Raw genomic sequence first — 17,219 nt, 5'->3', positions numbered from 1 at the left:
TCCTCCGTTTATTTTCACACTCTCGTACAATCTAGATATAATCTCTTCCCAACTTAGAAAAGCATGAATGATCATATTGGCTATCCCTTCTATTCCTTTTTTTACCATTCTGATTGCTTTATACTCACTTGTTTCCATCTGCTTCTTTTCATACAGACATCTTCTTATTTGGAATGCAAGGGTAGAACAAAGGAGGATACGAATAAGGGTACCGTATAAATGACATTCAAACCTTTCTTTTTTCCTTTTCTTTACCCGGTGAATAGAAAATAAGGATTTCCACGTTTTGAATAAAATTTCAATTTGCCACCTCAAGGAATAAAGAGAATAAATGTCTTCTTTTTTTCATTCCGTTTGTGGTATATTCGTTACGTAAATATTTGTGGAAATATTTTTTTGTGAAGAGAGGGTGCATTAGACTTTCTTTTTCATTCTGTTCTCCCAATAAAGAACACAATAAAAGAAAATATTCCGGTTTTAATTTTGCTTTTCTTTTCATAAAGTGCGTCTCTTTTGCCCATTCTTGAATTTGTTCCGTCGAAAAACAGGTTTTAAGCTCACGTGCTAGTAACAGAAATTCTTTTTCTACACCTAAATCTCTATTCAGAAAAATAACCCTCTCCATAAGAAATGTTTCATCAGAAAGGATTATAAAGGAATATAGGAGGATTATCTTTAAAAATGCTTAACTTGATGGCTATGGGGATGTTCCCCATAGCCATTGAAGCAATTGATATAGGAAGAGTAAAAGGTGGAACAGAAAATAAGTGCCTTCTTAGACGTCTGACCCTCAGTGCGCTAAAGCATTACCGGGGGCAGAATCCGGAATCAAGACCATATAAAAAACATAGTTTCCCCTATTTCCTCATTATTCATTGTCCTTCCTAAAAAGACAAATCTTACAATCTGTCTTTTTTAGGGGTCAGACCCCATAGCCTGTTATTGTAGCCTGTTATTGACTGAGAAGGACACCATTCCAACTGTTGTTCAAAATGAAATTAATAGGCTAAAGCCAACAAAAGCAATAATAGTTGGTGGAACGCCAAAAGTTTCAACTATAATCGAAGAAAAATTAAAAAGCTTAAATGTTACTACAATCCAACGTTATTCAGGTGATACACGATACAGCACAGCAACTGCGGTAGCTAATACAATTCTTCCAGAGAAAACAGCATCCGGTGAAGGAATTATAAGTGACGCACCAAATAAGAATATTAATGTCACAGCAGTAATAGTTAATGGTTTCAGTGAAACATATATGATGGACATTGCTAGCGTAGCTGTTAGAAATGAACTACCAATTTTATTAACTAATGGGGAAACATTAACAAGCTCAGTACAAGATTTTTTAAAAAGTCATACACAAATTAGTAGTTTTATTTTATTGGAAATGAGAGTAATTTAAGTTCAGAAGTTGCAGATCAACTTGCTCAATTCGGAGATGTTAGTCGAATAGATAATACTAATCGTTTCGATTTAGGTCCAAATGTTGCTCAATTTTTCTATATGAAACCAAAATCATTTATTGTTGTAAATGATTTTAGCTCGGGTATTATTGGAAGTACTTTAGGAGCATTAAAAGATTATCAAGTTTTAGTGACTAACCCCGATACATTAGATGATTCAGTTAAATACTATATCCAAGACAGCTATCCCGATAATATATATACAATTGGGACAACTGTCTCAACGAATATTAGCAATACCTTAAATAGTTTTATTAAATAGGAGAAAAAATATGTTGTTAAAAAAATTTTTAGTCGTATGTATTGTAGCACTTACCAGTGCTTTATTATACTTAGCTTTAACTGTTATCATGGACTTAAAATCAATAATTTACGATCACCAATTAGAGAATTCGGGCTATTCTGTATCAATTATAGTTTTTGTCTTCTCTTTCATTGGAAATTTAGTTTTTGCACTACCCCTATCATATTTATTAGATTACATTTCATTAAAAAAGAAGTTTAATAAATTGGCCTCCTTATCTTTGTATATTCTATGCGCCATCATGATAATCGTCATTTTGGAGGTTGTGATTAATATATTTTATTATCCTTTTATAGATAATGGAACATATGTGATTTTTGGAATTCTTTCCGCATTGTTATTTTGGTTCTTTAATACCATTTTAGTTAAACCTCGGAATTAAATACTCGACTAGTTAAAATTAAAGGCCCAAAATTATTTGGTCCTTTAATTTATTATTACTATAAAGAATGGCGCTAGCTTGCGCACCTCTTGTATACCTGATCCACATATTATTCCGTAATTACACGATCTGAAATAATACGTTCCATCCCCTTTAAAAAAGAAAAAAGGGTAGTATTTTGTCTATCCCACAGTAGATACTCCCCTATTTTTTCAACGAATGAACAATGGACGATTGGATTTTTGTTGAATTCCCCTGCTGAGCGATAGAAGAGATGAAATCTAAATAGACGATGGATATTAATTCTTCCACTGAAATGGTTAGTTCATTTAAATAAGGTTCCAAATAAGAAAAACCGGGCAAAAACCGCCCGGTCCTTTTTTGTTTAGCGAATATCCGATAATTTGTACTCTATACCATGTACCCCTTTATAATACTCAGGATACATTTCTCCCCCACATTTTTCACAGGAGAACATAGGTGGAGTTGTAGTGTCTCCATCATCCATTAAATCAAAATCTTTTACTACATTTAAAGGAATTTCTTCTTTTTCATGACACACTAAACAAACATAGCTGACGCTCTGATTTGATTGTTTTGTGTTTTTCTTTTTTTTCTTCCCTTTTTTGCGGTGTTTTGATACTGGTGAAATTGTTAATCACCCTTTCTAAATAAGCTTTAGTAGTAGCACACAAAGCTACCTTAATTTCTAGTTTACCATTTTCAAGACAGACTTCTTCCTTATATTCGTAGTAAAATTCACAATGCGGGCAGACAAGAGGGTCTTTCTTTCCATTCGCAATTATTCTCTCACGCCACGTCTGACGACGTAAGGTCTTCTTTACTTTTACAACCCAGCGTCTTGCTTTTTGTTGCCATTCACTTAGTATTTTTTTACACAAATTTTTAGATCGTCTTGAATACATTCCATAATGTCTAATCGTTTTAAATTGTTCGTCTGGTATATGTCGAATTAAACGAGAAATGAACTCTTCCACACTTACTGTTTCATTCTTCTCTTTTCCATCTGTTTTATCCTTGTATTTGAACGTCACAAACTGACCGTCATATGCCTCGATCCGATTAATACCAATCGCAGGTCGACGAATATAACGACCAATATAGCGTAGTTGTTCTTTTACCTTTCCTTTCTGTTTTGGGGCATGCACATAGAAGCCCTCTCCATTTTTAGAGAACGCCTTTTGTAATCTAGGTTGAATTTTTTTCTTCTCTTTTTCTGTTACACCTCTTCTTATCAACTTCAATACTACTGTCTGCCATTGCTTTCGAAGTAATGAAAACGGTAGAAAATCATACTGCTTCCATTCCCCTTTTTCTGTTAATCCTCCCATGGTCACTAACATATGGACATGAGGATTATAATTAACTCTTGACCCAAACGTATGTAGACCTGCGATAATTCCAGGAGTTACTTTGGCTTTTGTTTGGAAGAATTCTGTGATTAACTTAGCTGCTTCATCCATTAGACACTTAAGTAAGTGTCGGTGAAGTAAGAACACATCTCGTAATCCTTCATCAATCGTAAAAATTACATGGCGATGATTAACCTGTAGTACATCTTCTGTCAGTAATCTACTCCATTCCTCGCTTTCTCCAACAGAACAGGTTGTACAAAAACGTCCTTTACAGCGATAAGGAACATGGCGCACGTCATGACAACCTTCACAAACAAATAGTTTAAAACCGTTTTTAGGATTTCCACAATCACGAAACTTTTCTACTTCTTTTATTACGATTGGACGAATCTTTTTTCCATATTTAATTTTAAATTGTTCCCAATGTTGATTTTCATCAAAGAAAATACGCCTTAAAATATTCGTTTCCATATACAAAAAATACCACAGTATCAACGTTTGTGGTACCCCAAAATTTTATACTTTCTTATCTTTCAAAAAACACGGCTGATTGCTCAGTCCGTGCTTTGTTTTGCATATTAACGAAGAAGTTGTAATACCCCTTGTGGTTGTTGGTTCGCTTGCTTTGCGACTATGTCTTTCGATCATAGAATAGACTATATCTTCATCCATGTTTTTCATGGAGCTGGGCACTTCGAACAGCTTTGCTGCCCTACGAGATTCATAATCATAGCTTTTGTTTCGCCTTAGACCGTTTTCTCTAGTCGTTGAACCTTCTCCAGAGTTTCCTCACAGGAGCTTGGCTGCTGATTATCCATTGTTTCATCCTCATCCTTTTCATACCTTCACGCTTATCATTTCTAATTACGTTGTGGTGGATAAAGCTTTAGGAAGTTCCAGCAATTCACCCAGTTATACTCTAGCTCGTTACCAAGCTAGACGCCCTTTAATCATTATCTCAAAAGTTGTAAAACCCCTTGAGGCAACTGATTAGATTGAGCCAACATTGCTTGTGCTGCTTGAGAAAGTATAGAATTCTTTGTTTGGTTCATCATTTCTTTCGCCATCGTGCGAACATTTACTTTCATAAATGACTAGACTATATCTTCACCCTCTAGTTTTCTAGTAGGGGTCGGGCACTTCGGATTCACAATGCTGATGTACATTGTTTCACCTATGGATTTCATCATCATAGCTTTCGCCTTAGATGGTCTATCCTAGTCGTTGAACCGTCTCCACTTTTTCAAGACAGGAGCTTGGCTGCTGATTGCCCATATCATTCTTCTTTTTAAACCCTTCACGTCTGCCGTTTCCAGCTCCGTTGTGGGGAAGAAAGCTCTAAGGGGTTTCCAGCAATTCACCCGATAGTAATCTCTAGCTGTTACCAGCTAGGACGACTGTGCTTGTCACTGCTATTAAGCAACTAAAGCATAATCAACGTCACGAACACGTGATTCCGCAGCAGTTAGATTCTCTGAGGAAGTATTCAAATTGTTGATAGTGTGTTCTAGACGGTTTTGTACAGAACCTAGGTTTGCTCTTTCTGTTGACACAGATTTGATTGCATTATCTAAAGATTCAGTAGCAGTTTGTGATTTAGTCTTATCTAAGATATCACTTCCGTTAATTCCTAGTGCATTTGCATCCATGTTACTGATAGAAAGTTCAATTGTTTGATCCTTGTTTGCACCAATTTGGAATTTTGCAGCAGATGCTGTTACTGCAATTGTACTATCAGCATTATCTCCAAAACTTCCTGCAGCTAAAGCATTATTAGCGGTGAAAGAGAATCCAAGTTTATCAAAATTAATAGTTTTAGAGTTTGTACCGGTAGGAGCAACTACATCATCTAGTACTTGAGAAGTTGAATTTCCACCTGCATCTGTGAATGTTGCAGTTAATTTTAAGTTAGCTCCACTAGTTTCTGATTTTAACACAATATTTCCTACACCTGAGCCACCAACATTATAATCAGTTACTCCCTTAGCAGCAATAATATCTGCACCAGCTGTAGAGGTAGCACCAAAACCACCTTTTAATAATGTATTAGTATTAAATTGAGTTTGATCAGCAATTCTAGTTACTTCACTTTTTAATTGTTGAAATTCTTTATCAAGGGCTCCACGGTCATCATCCGTGTTTGTTTCATTTGATGATTGAACTGCTAGTTCACGCATACGTTGAAGAATATCATGTGTTTCATTCAGTGCACCTTCAGCGGTTTGAATTAATGAAATACCATCTTGAGCATTACGAGATGCCTGATCCAATCCACGAATCTGTCCACGCATTTTTTCTGAGATTGCAAGACCAGCTGCATCATCACCTGCACGATTGATCCGAAGACCTGAAGATAATTTCTCCATTGATTTAGATTGTGCTCCATTAGCACTGTTCAATTGACGGTACGTATTCAACGCCGCAATATTATGATTAATTCTCATTCTATTTTTCCTCCTTGAAGTTGGTGTTCACGTCCTTGTGAACAAGTTTTTATTTGGATCGAGGAAGGTCGGCCGCCCTTCCTGTCTCTATTGTTTTTATCGTCATGGTGATAGAAAGTTTAATAGTTTTTTTATTTTTTTTCCATATTTTTTAGAAATGGCAGGATGGTGGTTATATCTTGTGATGCTTCTTGGTTTTCTGCTAGTGTCTGATCATATATTTCTTTGCGGAGAATTTGAATATCTTTTGGTGCTTGGATGCCGATTTTCACTTGTTCTCCTTTGTTGGCAATTATCGTTATTTCGATATCGTCTCCGATTTTGATAACTTCTCCTTGTTTTCGTGTTAATACAAGCATTGGCTCACCCCTTTGTACTGATTGTCGGTTTATTTTTAAAAACAGGGTGTTTCGTTGTATAATCTTTTTGATTTAAGATCACTTGCATTGCTTGTCTATTTTTTGTGTTGATAATAAGAGGCGCCTGGAAATTGGCTGTTGTATCTTCAAACGGATCTTGAACCGTTAAAATACTATATACGACTACATCCTTTTCTTCCGTAATTCCCAATGTATCCACCACATGGTCTTCTAAGAAAACATCATAGGTAGGATCGAATGAAAAAGGATTGGCGATTATAAACGCTAAAGCGGAAGTGGTTAATGACTGTAGCGCTAAAAATTCTCCATCATCTGAAAAAGGGATGGTTACAAACTCTTTTTCTTCGGGAAAACCAGGGATTCCTTTGTTAAAAATCAGAATTTCTTCATTTTGTATTTCTATTTCACCATGATATTTTGTTTGTATATTCATTTCATCATTCCTTTAAATAGACTGTTCATAATTAATGCCAACGTATTTTAAATGGTCAAAGTCGACCTTTAGTGAAGCATAGTTTTTCATATTTATTTGCACTTGGCTTGGCTGATAATCAATAGATAGTTTATTGCTGTGGTTTTCTATAATTGGATCATGTGTCTTCCAATCTATCTCCACATTTCCCGGATCATACTCCTCTTTTACACTTCCCGCTGATGGAATCCATGCCAACCCAAATTGTTTTGTTGGACCTTCGCTATTTCGTTTTGCCTGCGTTTTGATTGGGTTGCCGCCATTTTCAATTCTCATTAATTCATCTCCATCTTGAATCCGACGGGAGATTCCTTCCAACACAGCCTGTTTTCCTAATTGTGCTGCTTCGCCTATTCTTACTCGTACACTTTTTAAATCAACATCTTCTCTAGCTTTTGTTTGATCAATTGTCAGCTTTGAAGGTGTTCGTTCTATCGTCATTTCAGCAGCTGGTTGTTCTATTCGTAAATCGGCTGCTGGCTGTTCCATTTCTAGCTTTCCAGGACTTGTCGTCATTTCAATTTGTGCAAAGGTAGATTGCAAACGAATTTGTGGAAACATAATTGTCCCTCCTTAAAACAAAAGGCCGGACTTCAATTGATTGAAATCAGACCTTCTTTTTCTTATCAAGGTTGTTCAAAAAGTCCGGTAAAAATAACACATCGAATTTCTTCGTTGTCTTACTTTTCCGCTTCTCACGTATTAACAGCATACGTTCCGGTGCTCAAAGTTAAGCCGCCTCGAACTTCTCGGTCCTTTTTATCCTCCTTTTTGAACACGCTCTTATCGTAAAAAATCCATTAAGCTTGTTTGCATAATTCTTGCTCCTACACTAAGTGCTGCACGGTGCACACTTTCTTGTACCGTCAAATCAGTGATTGCTTGTTCCATATCAATATCTTCATTATCAGATAGGATTTTGGATGCAACAACTTGCTGCTGATCAATACGAGATTCCACCATCTCTAGACGGTTATAACGAGCACCTAGCTCCGATCTTTCTGCATTAATAGAATCAATCGAGCCATCCAGTTTCGTTAAAAAAGAGTCTAATTCCGATGAATCGCCACTTTCTAAACTTGATTGGATTCCTTGTAATGTATCAAATAAATCCTGACTAAATACTGTTCCAGGACTGATATTTGCTTTTAAAGAAACTCCTCTGGATACTTCCACATTATAGTTATCGATTGCAGCACTGTTATTTTTTATATTATCTGCCACTTGTGGTGCTTGTCCATTCTTTCCATTTGTTACTGGAGGATTAGATACATCTGTTCCATGGAAAATATACCGTCCATTTACTTGTGTATTTGCAACATTTACTATATCCTCTTTAATTTGTTCCATTTCCTTAGCAATCGCTTGTCGATCTTCTGGAGTGTTTGTATCATTTTTTGCTTGCAGAGTTAATTCTCTTACCCGTTGCAAGCTATCATTTGTCTGCTCGACACCTGCTTCTGAATTATCCATCCATACATACAGCTCAGAAAGATTGCGTTTATATTGATCAATCTCTGTTAATCCGGTGCGGTAGTACATGCCTTTCATGGCGACAACTGGATCATCAGACGGTTTGGTAATTTTTTTTCCTGTCGAGATTTGATCTTGATATTTGCCCAATTTTTCATAGCCGTTGCTGATATTGCGCAAGGAGTTTGCGGACAGCATTGATTGTGTCACTCTCATCTTTTATTCACCTATCTTCCTCCAACGCCCATGCCGATGATTTTTTCCAACAGTTCGTCTTGAATGGTAATCATTCTGGCAGCAGCGTTGTATGCTTGCTGGAACTGAATCATATTTGTCATTTCTTCATCCAATGAAACAGAGCTAGTTGACAGTCTTTTGTCATCTACTGCCTGCTTTAATGTCGTAGAATTGCTTGTCATGCGATTTGCTTCTTGAGCATCGATTGCCATTGCACCAATGACCCCTTCAAAATAGTTTTTAAAATTAGATGATTGCGGATTGCTTGTATCGCCGCGATAATCATAGTTTTGGTTAATAACGTCTGCCAGCTTTAATGCAATCGTTGAATCTCCAAGTGCTGCCGATTCTGGATTGGTTCCATCTGCTGTTGCAATATTATCTAAACTATTATAAATATCCTGGGAAATTCCGATTCTACCGGAAAAGCCAGTTCGATCTGAAATAGTCGTGGTGTCTGTATCAGCAAAGAAATTAATCTTACTATTTTGTTTATTTTTTATTTCATTTGGACTCATTCCATCGCTATGAATTTTATTAAATTCAGTTGCAAAGGTATACGCTAAATTATCGAGTTCTGACAGCATATCGGAATACAGTCCCTTTGCTTTGCCATCCGTTCCTTGATATCCATATGACTCTACTAAACTTTTTAATTTTCCGCTTGATTTAAAATCGTTGAAATTGATATCACTGCCATCAATCGTAATCGAAGAAACAGTTTCTCCTGTTCCATTATAATTAATTTTCAGCTCATTATAGCCAGTTTCTGTCACAAGCTTTGCCTGTTCTGTTCCCTTATCATTAACAAGGGAAATAACCGCTTTTCCTTCTGCCAGTGCACTTGCATTTCCGCCAGACTTTACATAATCAACCTTAACAGATACAAGGCTTGATAACTGATCAATCAGACGGTCTCTTTCATCATATAAATCATTGGGCAAATAGCCATGTGGTTCTACACTGGAAATCTGATCATTTACACTCGAAATTTGGTTTAGAAGAGAGTTGACCTCTTTTTGCGCAACACCGACTTCTGTCTTCATATTATTTTTTTCTGCTGTTAATGTATCATTTAAATAATTAAAGGTTTCCGCTACAGCAATACCTCTTTGGCGTACAACCGAACGTGCACCAGTATTTTGCGGATCAACTGCTAAATCCTGCAAGGACTGCCAGAACTGATCCATTGTGTTTGCCAATCCAGAATCAGTTGGTTCGTTCATGACCTGTTCCATTTTCGAAAGAGCATCAGAACGAGCTTCCCAGTATCCTAGTTTGCTAGATTGAGTACGATATTGATCGTCTAAAAAGCTTTCTCTTACTCTTTGAACAGAACCTGCTTTCACCCCAGTTCCCATTTGGCCAGGGATTTGCGGACGGTTCATACCTGGAGCAGGATACGGACTTTCCTCTTCAAAATTCACACGCTGCCGAGTATAGCCAAGTGTGTTGGCATTGGCAATATTATGTCCAGTTGTATATAAAGCACTTTGTTGAGTATTTAATGCACGGCGGGCAGTTTCTAAGCCCATAAATGTGGAACCCATCTATAATACCTCCTTTATGGTTAAGGGGCGGAGCTACGCCTAACTTTATGGAAAATAAACAATAGGTGGTGCTTAGTAGTTTGTTTTTTAATTCTATGTAGGTTTGGTTGGCTTCGCTCGCGCCGCCTTTATTTCTTTTGTTCTTCCCCTCTATTTTTGTTTTTTCGGATAGAGTGCAGAACTGCGCTACTTTTATCAAAACTATGTTAAAGCTTGTTTATATGGAAAGCTGTTAATTGGAGCAAAAAAGAACGTCTCTCGCTGCAATCAACAGACTAATTTAACAGATTCTTATAAAAACGCGTAATAGTTTATACGTAAGCTGTTTTCTCAAAACTATTTGTTTTTACAAAAAAATAATGAGAGCAGAATACTTAGCAGCCTGCATACACGTAGACTCCTATGGGAATGCGAGAAAGACGAGACCCCACAGGAGCGTAGCGACGAGGAGGCTCGACGCTCGCCCATGGAAAGCGAAGTGTATGCAGGCTGCGAGTTTCAAAGCAAATCTATACGAAAACAGCCTGTTGCAATTTCGCTCACGCCGCCTTTATTATGCCTCGCCATTAAACAAACGAGGTGTTTCTTTCTGATCCGTTTTTGCTCCTGGATACGAATAGTTATAAGCCTTGTTTGTTGGTCTTAATAGACTAAGTGTTGAGTTTAATATTTGCATCGATTGATAGATTAGCTGCTGATTCAGCATATTAAATTCCTTCAGCTGTAACAATATATCTTCTAGGTTGTTTTTTGCTTTGGTCACTTTTAATTGTTCTTCCTCACTTAATAACGGCAAAATTTCGTGCAGTTTTGGTTCCGTCAAGTTAGGCAGCAATGCTTTAGCGGCTTCCGTCCGTTCCGCTTCCAATGTATCAATCTGTCCTAGATAATACTGTTCATCCTTCATAATCTCCTTGAGAGATTCCATATCCCCTTTTTTCAAGATATCCGTTTTCTTTTCTGCAAGCTGCAATAAATTCCGGTGCAGATTCTCTAGTTGTTCAAGTGAATGGATTAATTGCTGTTTGAGCATAGAATCCCTCCTTTCGATTGGATGCTGTTAATTTTTCGAATAAAAATTCAAGATGCTCTTCGCTACGTCCTGCGGATTTATTTCATAGTTGCCGCTTTGCACTTGTTTTTTTAATGCATCGATTTTTTCCGCTCTTTCAGGAGATACTTGCGAAACTTGCTGCAGTTCTTTCGCAGCTGCGGAAATTTCTACTTTATCGGTTCCTTGACCTGCTGTTTTATTGGCTTGGTCCAGCTTATTGATTTGCTTTTTGTATGGATTAATACCTTGTGTTCCATAATTATTAATCTTCACTTTGTATTCCTCGCTTTCTTTTCCGTACCATAATCATTACTCCTAGTATCGGATGATTAGCGCTTTGTTTAAACATTTCCTTCTTATTTTCTTAAAATACGTCAAAATTACTAAATACAGACAGAGGGATTAAGCTGATTTAGGACTATTTAAGGATGACCTTACATTTACACTCAAATAGCCTGAATAACTTTCTGTAACGTTCATTCTTTTATTTATCTGTAAAATACGTTCTGTTTCTTTTCGTTATTTCCTGTTTTCGTTCTTCTTCCTCTTCCAAGCTTTTTAAGCCAGTCCGCACTTCCGCTAAGCAGCTGGAACATAACTTTCCCTCTCTAATCTGCGTACCGCATTTTGCGCATGGATACCCTAGGTTTGGAAATTGAGCCAGTTTGATTCTGCCTTTTTTTATGAATTTATATATCAACGAACGTTCAACACCCGTTGCTTCAACTACTTCATCCATTAATGCCGTTCTATTTTGTTTTTTACGAATAAACTGGGATACCTTTTCATAGTCAGCTTCTTCTTGTTTCCAGCATTTTGGACATATATCTCTTAAATTATTTACTACATATAAATCGCCGCATTTTGGGCAATTAGCCAATTCAGCCATTACCTCATTCCCCACCTTCGTACTTTTTACCGTGCAACTGTAAAGGACGAGACCGATTTTGCGCCTGCTTCCTTTAACACCTTTGCTGCATAACACAGCGTTGCTCCTGTAGTATATATATCGTCCACTAAGAGAATATTTTGAGCGATTATCTGCTCATCTGCCTCAACTTTAAAGATAGGTACGCTTTCCAACCGCTCTTTTCTTGATTTTTTCGATTGCTTTTCACTATGTACTCTTGCAAGACAGTCCGTCGCTTTAAGCCCTGCACAAGTTAAAATCGCTTCCGCTTGATTGAACCCTCTTTCATAGCGGCGTATATCACTAAGAGGGATCGGAACCATCACTTTATTCGCCACTATTTCTTTTCGTAAAAATAAAGAAAATGCTCCCGCTATTTCGTAATCACCACGATACTTAAAGCGGGCAATCGTTTCTTTTAAAAAATCATTATATAAAAACAATGAGGTATTCTGCTCTAAAACGCCTGCCCATTTTGGATTCTCTTCCCATCTGCAGCAATCTTGACATCGATTGTCTTTTATAAAAGCAGCATCTAAATCAGCAAGGGGACGACTGCATCTTGTGCAGCGCTCCCCTTCTATGAAGGCTAACTTCTGTTTGCAATCATCACATATATAATAAGTAGGTTCTGGTGAGAAAAGATAATTCCAATTAAAATCAGGCGTCACATCTGCTAAACAAATCACGCAATTCATCTTATCCTTCCTTTCCAATCAGCATGCCTTTTTCTTCCGCCTCTTTATTACTTTGCATAATCTGTTTTTTGGCAGCGACCATACTGTTTGTTTTTCCATAATGGAAAAAAGTAATCGTCCCAGTTGGATAGTCTTTTTTTCTGCCAACCCTGCCAGCAATTTGTACAAGAGCGCTTTCGGTGAAAATTTGATTCTCTGCTCCAATAACCGCAACATCAATATTGGAAAAAGTCACTCCCCGTTCTAAAATAGTTGTTGTAATCAGCATATCCAATTCTTTGTTGCGCATTTTTTGGACTTTCTCCTTTCTTTCAGGATCTTCGGCATGAACGGTTTCTAATTTATTGGTAAGTTGTTCAAAGACAGAACTTATATTTTTCATATAGGCAATCTTGGGGATAAACAGAAGAACTTGTTTGTTGGAGTGAAGGCGTCTCGCTACCCACTCTAAAACCATTTGAGGAAGCTTGCCTTTTTGGAGCCGCTTCTCCCAGTTTCCACACCAACAGAACTCTGGTACTGGCAGGGGATGCTGATGAAACCGTGCAGGAATCGTTACATAGTTTATTTTGTTTTGCTGGCATTTCTTTTTCCAGCTGGCGTCCGGGGTGGCGGTTAAATAAATCATCGTGGAGTTTGGTTTCCTTGCTTTTTGGACAGCGGTTTGAAGAGAATGATCGATGGAATAAGGGAAGGCGTCCATTTCATCTAGTATCACAAGATCAAAAGCTTGATGGAAGCGAAAAAGCTGATGGGTCGTGCTGATTGTCAGTGGACTGTATGAATGGCGGTCTTCACTGCCTCCATATACTGGAAGCACCGTTATAGCAGGGAATACTTCCTGCAGTCTTGGTGCCAATTCTAGGACAACATCTGTGCGGGGAGTAGTGATGCATACACGTTTATTTTGCTGCAAGGCCTTTTCGATGCCTTTAAAAAGCACTTCTGTTTTTCCAGCTCCGCAAACTGCCCAGACTAGGAGATCTCCTTGTTCGTCGATAGTGTGTTCCAGTTTATCAGATGCTTTCTGCTGTCCAGGGGATAATATACCTTCCCAGTCCAGTTTGATGGAAGCGGTATTTTGAATCATTAGTGGTCCCGTCCAGCTGATAAGCGGGGTGCACTCGCTAATCCGCCCCATCATAATACAGTTTCGACAATAGAAGCATGTTTCTTGGCAGCGGGCACAGTGGAAGGAAGCAAAAAGGTGGAGGTGATGATTGCCGCAGCGATTGCAGTGGTATATCGATTTTTGTTTCTCGGCCCCTTTGTTATAAGAACAGTAGCCATGTAAATAATGCTGCTGGATTTCTTCTAATGGGAAAGGAATTTCTTCGAGTAGAAGCTGTTTGCCTTGGAGGTGGGATTGAAGATTAGGGTTGAATTGGTAATCGGGATTTGTGGGTTGCACGGGCAGAGTTGGGATGTCGCTGATTCTAGTGGAGTTAGGGACGGCTGTTTTTGTTGGGGTGAGTAGATTGTTTTGCATGGTGAATCGCATTTAGTGGCCTCCTAGTAGTTTATTTAGGTATTTTATTGACAAATAATATTCGTTAAACTTTCCCTTGCTGCAGCTTTTCGTCGTTGCTGATTGGATGATTCTTGTCGCTAAGACAGCGCAATCAATTTGTAAAAAATCTCGAACTTCCTTATTGGTAATCATCTCACCAACTAGATAATAATAATCTTTTAATGCATGCAAATGCGCTTTTTTACTTTTCTTATCACATATTGGACAATACCAATTTGCATTAATTCTAGTCATTGGCAAATTACCACAATTATCACAAATAACTCCCTCTATAAATGTTGATCTATCAACGGTTTGACCCGTTGTTGGGGTATCAAAAAAATATTTTTCGACACAATCCCTAACAATATTTTTAAAATATGTGAAACTATTCCAATACATGGGTACGCTACGCGGTCACTACTGGATAATGGTGGAAAGTAGTGATAGGAAATTATGCGATGCACAATGGATCTCTGCGTAACTTATGATGACGTACCCTCCCATGTCTCTGGGCATCTAAGTGCCTACATTCCTTCGTTCGGTCTAGTCATAAGGCAGAGGCTAGCGAAGCTCCTTTAGGGACTCAAGGTCGAATGGAAAAAATAGTGCCAGCTTCTCCGTGTCATCCTGTTGTCTAGGTCTATTTAAGGGGATGAAGGGTCTTATGCAGCCTCTACGAGACTAGGAATATCCCTCATCATTCGCTGTGCGTCAAACGCTTTGTGCTTAGTGCTAATTCCATGTAATACTTTTAATAGCTTACCGCATAGAACCACGATGGATTGCTTCTTGCGTAATGGATTAACCATACGATTTGTGTAATACTCATGTAGCTTTCGAAAGGCTTCATTGTGACGGATCATCGGCATCATTACTCGGAACAGAAGGGCGCGAAGCTTTCTTCTCCCCCGTTTGGAGATGCGTTTTTGCCCCTTGTGCTGACCAGAGGAATTTTCACGTAACGTTAATCCCGCGAGTTTAATTAGTTGGCGTGGATCTTCGTAGTGTGAAAAGCTTCCGATTTCAGCTAATAGATCGACAATCGTTGTATCTCCGAGTCCCGGAACCGTTGATAGCCATTCGTACTCTACAGACGTTTTTACAAGGTCAACTAGATGTTGAGTAAGGCTTTCGATATCTTGTTCTAACTGATGGTAACGGCGAACGAGCGTGGTAATTTCAATACGGGCCATCTCACGTCCTTCTGTTACTCCGATAGAGTTAGCTGCGACTTCAATAAGACGCAATGCTTTGGGTCTTTGGGGGGATTTGAGCCCCTCAACCTTCCGATAAAGAGATAAAACTTCATCGGGTTGTTTTTGGTGAAGATCATTCGGAAATGGGGTACATTCAAGTACTGCCAAAGCCATTTTTCCGAATGACGGAAACACCTGAGTAAACTCTGGAAAATAGCGATCTAACCAACGAATAATCATGTTTTTGACAGACCCTAGTTCCTCAGTCAATTTACTTCTAAACGTTGACCCAACGCGAAGTTCGGCCTCCATACCTTTTAGGATACGGGGATAACTGAACCGTCCGTCTTTTAAAAGTCGAGCGATCACAAGTGCATCTTTTCTGTCATGCTTGGTTGGCAGATTGTCGTCCAACTCTTTTGAACGCTTAACATGCATAGGGTTAACCATGGCCAAGGGAATGCCCCGGTCCTCAAGGTAGTAGGCCAAATTGAGCCAGTAGTGTCCCGTAGGTTCAATCCCGACAATGACTTCCGTTTTTTCATTTTCTTTCATGGCTACCAGAATACGTTGATAGAAAAGCTCGAACCCGTCTCTAGCTTGAGAAACAGAGAACGATTTTTGGAGCACACGTCCACGGTCATCCACAAAGCAAGCGTAATGGGTCCGCTTGGCAATATCGATTCCGACTACGAGTGTTTTTTCGGTGACTTGATTTATTTTCTGATTTTGTTTAAAATCCATTTTGGAGTCCTCCTTGGTTAACTAAGTTAGGGGTCATTTCGGTCCACGATTTGACACCCCGTATCATACCAAGAGGGCTCTTTTTTGTTCAAGTCCCCGAAAATCCTTCTAACAGGAATGCTCCTTTTTGGATTTCCGCTCTTTTTAAATGGTATTTCGTTGTAATATCTATGTTTAATGGTGTATGTTTCTTTTTTAATTCTTTTATCCATTTTTTTATTGTTGCTTCATCCATAGAAGGATTTGGAATAGAATGGGCAATTTGTTCCATTCGGAATGGAAGAGAATCACGATGAATAATTTTCTTAGACTTGGATAATTTCGAATCATTTGTGTGGATGAAGGAGGCTGGATTACTAATGACTACTAAACCGTAGATTGGAACAGAGGTTTCTAGCTTTAACCACTTTTTAAATTGCAACTCTAGTCTTTTCACTTGTATCAGAGGATCTGAAAAAGCATTTTTTTTGCCTTCTTTTGTCCGGATTAATTGGTTGAAATCTGTATCAAAGTATAGTTCCCCAGCTATATTTTTCACTTCCAATAGAAGAAAATACTTGGTTGAAAGAATTAGTACGTCTATTTGAAAATAGTTTTTCCCATCAAATAAGCGTAAATCATGTAATATATAATATTCTTTTTCTGGTAAAAAACAAAATGGATAATCTAAAGATTTTTCGCCATGATATCCTGCTACTATTTTCTTTAAATCGGATTGAATAAGGGAAATTTTTTCGTGTGTGGGGGGTAATCTTTTTAATAATGCTTCTATTTTGGAAATATGAAGAGGTATTTCCAGGCTTTTTACAATCATTCCATCACTCCTATATCATTTTCTCCCTAAAAATATTCTCCATCATGCTATTAAACCCTCTTTTTATACGAATTTTTTTTGCTCGACTGATGATTGTTTCAGTTTTCGAGGATATTGTTTCATTTTTAACTGATATTGTTTCAGTTTTGACTAATATTGTTTCAGTTTTCAACTTTATTGTTTCAATTTTTCCAATTCGGCGATTA

The 17,219-nt window shown here is 37.9% G+C and carries 16 protein-coding genes and 2 pseudogenes; 1 reads left to right on the top strand and 17 read right to left on the bottom strand.

The features are described 5' to 3' along the window. Window positions 1-107 precede the first annotated feature (107 nt). Window positions 108-378, bottom strand: a pseudogene (locus AC5LWL_RS04915) (transposase); the annotation flags it as partial. Window positions 379-955: 577 nt separating this feature from the next. Here AC5LWL_RS04915 and AC5LWL_RS04910 point away from each other — a divergent pair. Next, window positions 956-1,405, top strand: a complete 450-nt coding sequence (locus tag AC5LWL_RS04910) for a cell wall-binding repeat-containing protein (RefSeq protein WP_493433280.1) — start codon at window positions 956-958, stop codon at window positions 1,403-1,405. A gap of 1,298 nt (window positions 1,406-2,703) precedes the next feature. Here the strand turns inward: AC5LWL_RS04910 and AC5LWL_RS04905 are convergent. From AC5LWL_RS04905 to AC5LWL_RS04830, 16 genes and pseudogenes are all read right to left on the bottom strand, one after another. Then, window positions 2,704-3,999, bottom strand: a complete 1,296-nt coding sequence (locus AC5LWL_RS04905) for an IS91 family transposase (protein WP_493433279.1) — start codon at window positions 3,997-3,999, stop codon at window positions 2,704-2,706. Between the two features lie 482 nt (window positions 4,000-4,481). After that, window positions 4,482-4,595: pseudogene (locus AC5LWL_RS04900) on the bottom strand (flagellin); the annotation flags it as partial. 348 nt (window positions 4,596-4,943) lie between these two features. After that, window positions 4,944-5,972, bottom strand: a complete 1,029-nt coding sequence (locus tag AC5LWL_RS04895) for a flagellin N-terminal helical domain-containing protein (RefSeq protein ID WP_493433278.1) — start codon at window positions 5,970-5,972, stop codon at window positions 4,944-4,946. A gap of 131 nt (window positions 5,973-6,103) precedes the next feature. Further along, on the bottom strand, window positions 6,104-6,331 hold the full coding sequence (csrA, locus tag AC5LWL_RS04890; RefSeq protein ID WP_493433277.1) for a carbon storage regulator CsrA: 228 nt from the start codon (window positions 6,329-6,331) through the stop codon (window positions 6,104-6,106). 4 nt (window positions 6,332-6,335) lie between these two features. Then, entirely contained in the window at window positions 6,336-6,785 is a 450-nt protein-coding gene (fliW, locus tag AC5LWL_RS04885; RefSeq protein WP_493433276.1) for a flagellar assembly protein FliW, read from the bottom strand. 12 nt (window positions 6,786-6,797) lie between these two features. Continuing rightward, a complete protein-coding gene (locus tag AC5LWL_RS04880) occupies window positions 6,798-7,385 on the bottom strand; it encodes a DUF6470 family protein (RefSeq protein WP_493433275.1) in 588 nt (195 codons plus the stop codon). Between the two features lie 222 nt (window positions 7,386-7,607). After that, window positions 7,608-8,513, bottom strand: a complete 906-nt coding sequence (gene flgL, locus AC5LWL_RS04875; RefSeq protein ID WP_493433274.1) for a flagellar hook-associated protein FlgL — start codon at window positions 8,511-8,513, stop codon at window positions 7,608-7,610. 11 nt (window positions 8,514-8,524) lie between these two features. Beyond that, window positions 8,525-10,084: a flagellar hook-associated protein FlgK gene (gene flgK / locus AC5LWL_RS04870; RefSeq protein WP_493433273.1), complete on the bottom strand. Its 1,560-nt coding sequence runs from the start codon at window positions 10,082-10,084 to the stop codon at window positions 8,525-8,527. A gap of 553 nt (window positions 10,085-10,637) precedes the next feature. Then, window positions 10,638-11,117, bottom strand: coding sequence for a flagellar protein FlgN (locus tag AC5LWL_RS04865; RefSeq protein ID WP_493433272.1), 480 nt, complete (start codon window positions 11,115-11,117; stop codon window positions 10,638-10,640). Between the two features lie 27 nt (window positions 11,118-11,144). Further along, window positions 11,145-11,411, bottom strand: coding sequence for a flagellar biosynthesis anti-sigma factor FlgM (gene flgM, locus AC5LWL_RS04860; protein ID WP_493433271.1), 267 nt, complete (start codon window positions 11,409-11,411; stop codon window positions 11,145-11,147). Between the two features lie 211 nt (window positions 11,412-11,622). After that, a complete protein-coding gene (locus AC5LWL_RS04855) occupies window positions 11,623-12,027 on the bottom strand; it encodes a TIGR03826 family flagellar region protein (RefSeq protein ID WP_493433270.1) in 405 nt (134 codons plus the stop codon). Window positions 12,028-12,053: 26 nt separating this feature from the next. Beyond that, the gene (locus AC5LWL_RS04850; RefSeq protein WP_493433269.1) at window positions 12,054-12,746 is read right to left on the bottom strand and encodes a ComFC family protein; all 693 of its coding nucleotides are present in this window, start codon (window positions 12,744-12,746) and stop codon (window positions 12,054-12,056) included. Between the two features lies 1 nt (window position 12,747). After that, window positions 12,748-14,247, bottom strand: coding sequence for an ATP-dependent helicase ComFA (locus AC5LWL_RS04845; protein WP_493433268.1), 1,500 nt, complete (start codon window positions 14,245-14,247; stop codon window positions 12,748-12,750). Continuing rightward, entirely contained in the window at window positions 14,248-14,511 is a 264-nt protein-coding gene (locus AC5LWL_RS04840) for a hypothetical protein (RefSeq protein WP_493433267.1), read from the bottom strand. Window positions 14,512-14,921: 410 nt separating this feature from the next. Beyond that, complete coding sequence (locus AC5LWL_RS04835) at window positions 14,922-16,199, bottom strand: IS110 family RNA-guided transposase (protein ID WP_493432641.1); 1,278 nt, start codon at window positions 16,197-16,199, stop codon at window positions 14,922-14,924. An 88-nt stretch (window positions 16,200-16,287) separates the two neighbouring features. Then, the gene (locus tag AC5LWL_RS04830; protein WP_493433266.1) at window positions 16,288-17,013 is read right to left on the bottom strand and encodes a nuclease-related domain-containing protein; all 726 of its coding nucleotides are present in this window, start codon (window positions 17,011-17,013) and stop codon (window positions 16,288-16,290) included. Window positions 17,014-17,219 lie beyond the last annotated feature (206 nt).

The sequence above is a fragment of the Niallia sp. WK069_GA_01 genome, from assembly GCF_983173855.1.
The sequence above is the reverse complement of the archived record's forward strand: the minus strand, read 5'-3'. Positions and strand labels throughout refer to the sequence as shown.

Excerpts from the sequence above, each read along its gene's own strand:
- AC5LWL_RS04880 (WP_493433275.1), bottom strand. The coding sequence starts at position 7,385 with ATGTTTCCACAAATTCGTTTGCAATCTACCTTTGCACAAATTGAAATG.
- csrA (WP_493433277.1), bottom strand. The coding sequence starts at position 6,331 with ATGCTTGTATTAACACGAAAACAAGGAGAAGTTATCAAAATCGGAGAC.
- AC5LWL_RS04830 (WP_493433266.1), bottom strand. The coding sequence starts at position 17,013 with ATGATTGTAAAAAGCCTGGAAATACCTCTTCATATTTCCAAAATAGAA.
- AC5LWL_RS04840 (WP_493433267.1), bottom strand. The coding sequence starts at position 14,511 with ATGACTAGAATTAATGCAAATTGGTATTGTCCAATATGTGATAAGAAA.
- AC5LWL_RS04850 (WP_493433269.1), bottom strand. The coding sequence starts at position 12,746 with ATGAATTGCGTGATTTGTTTAGCAGATGTGACGCCTGATTTTAATTGG.
- AC5LWL_RS04845 (WP_493433268.1), bottom strand. The coding sequence starts at position 14,247 with ATGCGATTCACCATGCAAAACAATCTACTCACCCCAACAAAAACAGCC.
- flgL (WP_493433274.1), bottom strand. The coding sequence starts at position 8,513 with ATGAGAGTGACACAATCAATGCTGTCCGCAAACTCCTTGCGCAATATC.
- AC5LWL_RS04855 (WP_493433270.1), bottom strand. The coding sequence starts at position 12,027 with ATGGCTGAATTGGCTAATTGCCCAAAATGCGGCGATTTATATGTAGTA.
- AC5LWL_RS04895 (WP_493433278.1), bottom strand. The coding sequence starts at position 5,972 with ATGAGAATTAATCATAATATTGCGGCGTTGAATACGTACCGTCAATTG.
- AC5LWL_RS04905 (WP_493433279.1), bottom strand. The coding sequence starts at position 3,999 with ATGGAAACGAATATTTTAAGGCGTATTTTCTTTGATGAAAATCAACAT.
- AC5LWL_RS04865 (WP_493433272.1), bottom strand. The coding sequence starts at position 11,117 with ATGCTCAAACAGCAATTAATCCATTCACTTGAACAACTAGAGAATCTG.
- fliW (WP_493433276.1), bottom strand. The coding sequence starts at position 6,785 with ATGAATATACAAACAAAATATCATGGTGAAATAGAAATACAAAATGAA.
- AC5LWL_RS04835 (WP_493432641.1), bottom strand. The coding sequence starts at position 16,199 with ATGGATTTTAAACAAAATCAGAAAATAAATCAAGTCACCGAAAAAACA.
- flgK (WP_493433273.1), bottom strand. The coding sequence starts at position 10,084 with ATGGGTTCCACATTTATGGGCTTAGAAACTGCCCGCCGTGCATTAAAT.